Source organism: Paraburkholderia sp. (genome assembly GCF_035948235.1).
In the GTDB taxonomy this organism is placed as follows: Bacteria; Pseudomonadota; Gammaproteobacteria; order Burkholderiales; family Burkholderiaceae; genus Paraburkholderia.
In genome coordinates this window covers 1-3397 of record NZ_DASZJJ010000183.1, presented here as the reverse complement: position 1 = coordinate 3397, position 3397 = coordinate 1, and the positions used below count along the sequence as shown (strand labels likewise).

The following is a 3397-nucleotide window of genomic DNA, read 5'->3' as shown; positions in this document are numbered from 1 at the left end:
AAGCACCCGTGCTGCCGTTCGACTTGCATGTGTAAGGCATGCCGCCAGCGTTCAATCTGAGCCAGGATCAAACTCTTCAGTTCAAACCTGTTACTGTTTTTGCTTCAGTTAAGAAGCCGTCGCTCACTCAAAGCTGACAGGAATCTGGATTGCTCCAAAAACCTGACTTACTTTTGTGTGAGACTCTTGATACTTTTGCTATCTCGCCAGATCAAAAATGACCACACGAGGAGCTAGATCGAATCAAGCGCCCACACTTATCGGCTGTAAATTTTTAAAGATCAATTCGCTGAAAACCGCTGGAAAATCAAGCTATCCGGCGTTTTCTGCGTCGCTGCATCAGCAGGAGGAGGCGAATTATGCAGGGCACAGATCGACCCGTCAAGCGTTTTTGAAAAAATTATTTCAACGGGCCAATTTTTTAAAAAAGACTTAGAACTTCACCCGCAATTGAAAGCCGACAGTGAATGGCAAATCGTCGGATGGAATCGGCGGAATGACGATGAAGTTCACGCCCACGCGCTTGTACGCGACCATCACAATGGGCGCAGCCACCGGCCCGATCGTGTGATTGTGGCCAAGGCCCCAGTTGCCATAGTTGTAGCCGGAGATGATGCCGCCCATGGCAGCCAGGCGCACGTAGCCCCAATGCAGAAACTCTGGCGCCCAGACCCCGCCGCCATAGAAGGACGGTCGGCGCAGCGAGTTGCGAAAGCCGCCTGCGGTGACAGCCCATTGATCGCTCGGCCAGCATTCGATGCCAAGGCCCGGGTTGAACTGCTCGAAGTCTTTGTCGGGATGGATGTGATACGAGCCGACCATCGCGTCGACCCAGAGGCCCGCGCTGCACCAGTCCGCCGCGTGTGCGCCCGTTGCTGCGCCAAGCATCAGCGCCGTGAGCGCTGCGAGCGCAATCGTCTTTCTCCCTGTCCTGCCACCGCGCACTTGCCAAAACCGCATGGGCTCTCCGTCCTCGCGCTCGCCGAATCGCTTCGGGGCGTCTGCTGCTGGGTCTGTTTATGGTTTGCTGTTGTTCTGCCTTCCGGTGACTGCAAACTGTACAGCAAGCACGCCCACACGCGTACCGAGGCTTTGCTCGGAAACACGGCGGGCGCGTCGGCTGCGTTTGCGTTGCCTTCGGCTCAAACTATCATGCCAGCCCAGTGCGTCGCGGCGATGAACCCCCGACGCCACGCTCAGAGTCCGAGGTCGCTCAGCCCCGGATGATCGTCGGGACGGCGACCGAGCGGCCAGTGATAGAGACGGTCGGCCTCGCGGATCGGCAAGTCGTTGATGCAGGCGTGGCGATGCGCCATCAGTCCATTGGCATCGAACTCCCAGTTCTCATTGCCATACGAGCGGAACCAGTTGCCCGAATCGTCGTGCCACTCATAGGCGAAGCGCACGGCGATGCGGTTGTCGGTATAGGCCCACAGTTCCTTGATGAGCCGGTAATCGAGTTCGCGCGCCCATTTGCGCGTGAGAAAGCCGACGATGGCTTCGCGCCCGGTCACGAATTCCGCGCGGTTGCGCCAGACGCTTTGCGGCGTATAGGCGAGCGACACGCGCTGCGGATCGCGGGTGTTCCAGCCGTCCTCGGCGCCGCGCACCTTCTGTATCGCGGTTTCGCGCGTGAACGGTGGAAACGGCGGGCGAGCTTCTGCTGCGGTCGTATTTGAATCGCTCATGGTCATGCTCCTTTCTCTGGCGGCAGGGTGGCGAGCCGGCGTGGCACGCCTGATTCGAACAAAGCGGAAGATCCGATCGTCAGCGGCGCGGACGCGAGGCTTGTGCGCTGTCCGGCGTGAGTGCATCGAGCAACAGTTGGCCAGCTGCACGTGCGTCGACCGCTGCATCGACGTCACCGCTCACCAGCGCCACGCCGATCGCGCCATCAATCAGGATCAGCCACTGGCGGGCGAGCCGCGCCGCCACACGTCGATCCACACCACTGGCAACGCTCCAGGCGCCACATTGCTCAACAACGAAGGCCAGCAGGCGCGCCTTGTGCATGCGCGCGACCTCGCGCACAGGGTCGTCCGGCGAGGCGGTTTCGCCCGCGGCGTTCAGGAACGCGCAGCCGTGAAAGCCGTCCGACGCGAACCACTCGCGCAGCACATCGAACATCGCAAGCAGGCGAGTGCGCGGCGTGCGGCCGCGTTTAAGCGTTCCTTCGACGAACCAGCGCATCCAGCGCTCGTCGCGCCGCGTGAGCGCAGCGGCGACGAGCGCGTCCTTCGATTCGAAATACGTATAGAAGCTTTTGCGCGCGGCGCCCGCCGCGCGAACAATCGCGTCGACGCCAGTGGCGTGAATGCCGCCCGCGTAAATCAGTGCTTCGGCGGCTTCGAGCAGGCGCTCGCGCGCATCGGGCGATGATTCTCCAGCCGAAATAGCGATATTGCTCATGATTTCATCGATTTGAGGTGGAACGATCGTTCTCCATGAGGCGCAATGTAGAACGATCATTCTCCCAAGTCAAGAAGGAATTTCCGCCAGCGCGCGCATGGATCTTGCTGCAGTTGCACGAAGAAGTCGCCCGTACGGCGGACAATGGAAGAAAATCGCGGCCTGAAACGTTCTACTCTTATGCCGCCCTTGCGCCTTCCCTCACGGAGAAATCATGAATCGACGTCGAGCCTTCACCGCATTGCTGTGCGCCGGATTGCTCGGCTGCACGCCGTTGCGCGTGGTCACGCATAGCGTGAATCCCACCGAGGCGGCCGTCCCGGCGGGACAGTACACACTGGATCCGCACCATTGGAGCGTTGTGTTCGATGTCGATCATCTGCACTACACGCGTTTCGTGATGCGCTTCGATCGAGCGAACGCGCGGCTCGACTGGCGCGAACACACGCTGGAAGGCGCAACGGTGGAGGTCGATATCGATGCCGCCAGCCTCGACACCAATGTGGAGGCGCTAGATCGCATGGTGAAGGGTGCGCAGATGCTCGATGCGCAGCGCTATGCGCAGATCCGCTTCGTCAGCACGCGGTTCGAGCGCACCGGCGAGGCGAATGGCAAGCTGATGGGGAAATTGACGGGCAATCTAACGATCCGCGGCGCGACGCAACCGGTCACGCTCGACGTGACGTTCAACGGCTACGCGCCGAATCCGCTTACGAAGCAGCCAACGCTGGGCTTTTCGGCGCGCGGATCCGTCAGCCGGTCGACGTTCGGCTTGACGACGTGGTATCCGGCGGTAGGCGATGTGATCGACGTTCGCATCGAGGCCGAATTCGAGCAGCCGCCGCCAGCCAGCGCGGCGGCGGCTCAATGAACAACATGCAAACTCAGGCGGCGCTCCAGTCGAGAATCACCTTGCCGCTCTCGCCCGAGAGCATGGCGGCGAAACCTTTTTCGTAGTCGTCGACGCTGAAGCGATGCGTGATGATCG

At 60.7% G+C, this 3397-nt stretch carries 4 protein-coding genes and 1 rRNA gene; 1 reads left to right on the top strand and 4 read right to left on the bottom strand.

What is annotated here, in order from left to right:
* The 4 genes from VG320_RS15960 to VG320_RS15945 form a co-directional block, all read right to left on the bottom strand.
* Positions 1-83 (bottom strand): 16S ribosomal RNA (locus VG320_RS15960); the annotation flags it as partial.
* 349 nt (positions 84-432) lie between these two features.
* Positions 433-888 (bottom strand): hypothetical protein, encoded by a 456-nt coding sequence (locus VG320_RS15955; RefSeq protein ID WP_414696054.1) that lies wholly within the window; start codon positions 886-888, stop codon positions 433-435.
* A gap of 308 nt (positions 889-1196) precedes the next feature.
* The gene (locus VG320_RS15950; protein WP_327201058.1) at positions 1197-1688 is read right to left on the bottom strand and encodes a nuclear transport factor 2 family protein; all 492 of its coding nucleotides are present in this window, start codon (positions 1686-1688) and stop codon (positions 1197-1199) included.
* Between the two features lie 79 nt (positions 1689-1767).
* On the bottom strand, positions 1768-2409 hold the full coding sequence (locus VG320_RS15945) for a TetR/AcrR family transcriptional regulator (protein ID WP_327201057.1): 642 nt from the start codon (positions 2407-2409) through the stop codon (positions 1768-1770).
* 214 nt (positions 2410-2623) lie between these two features.
* Between VG320_RS15945 and VG320_RS15940 the strand changes: the two genes are divergently transcribed.
* The gene (locus tag VG320_RS15940) at positions 2624-3280 is read left to right on the top strand and encodes a YceI family protein (RefSeq protein WP_327201056.1); all 657 of its coding nucleotides are present in this window, start codon (positions 2624-2626) and stop codon (positions 3278-3280) included.
* Positions 3281-3397 lie beyond the last annotated feature (117 nt).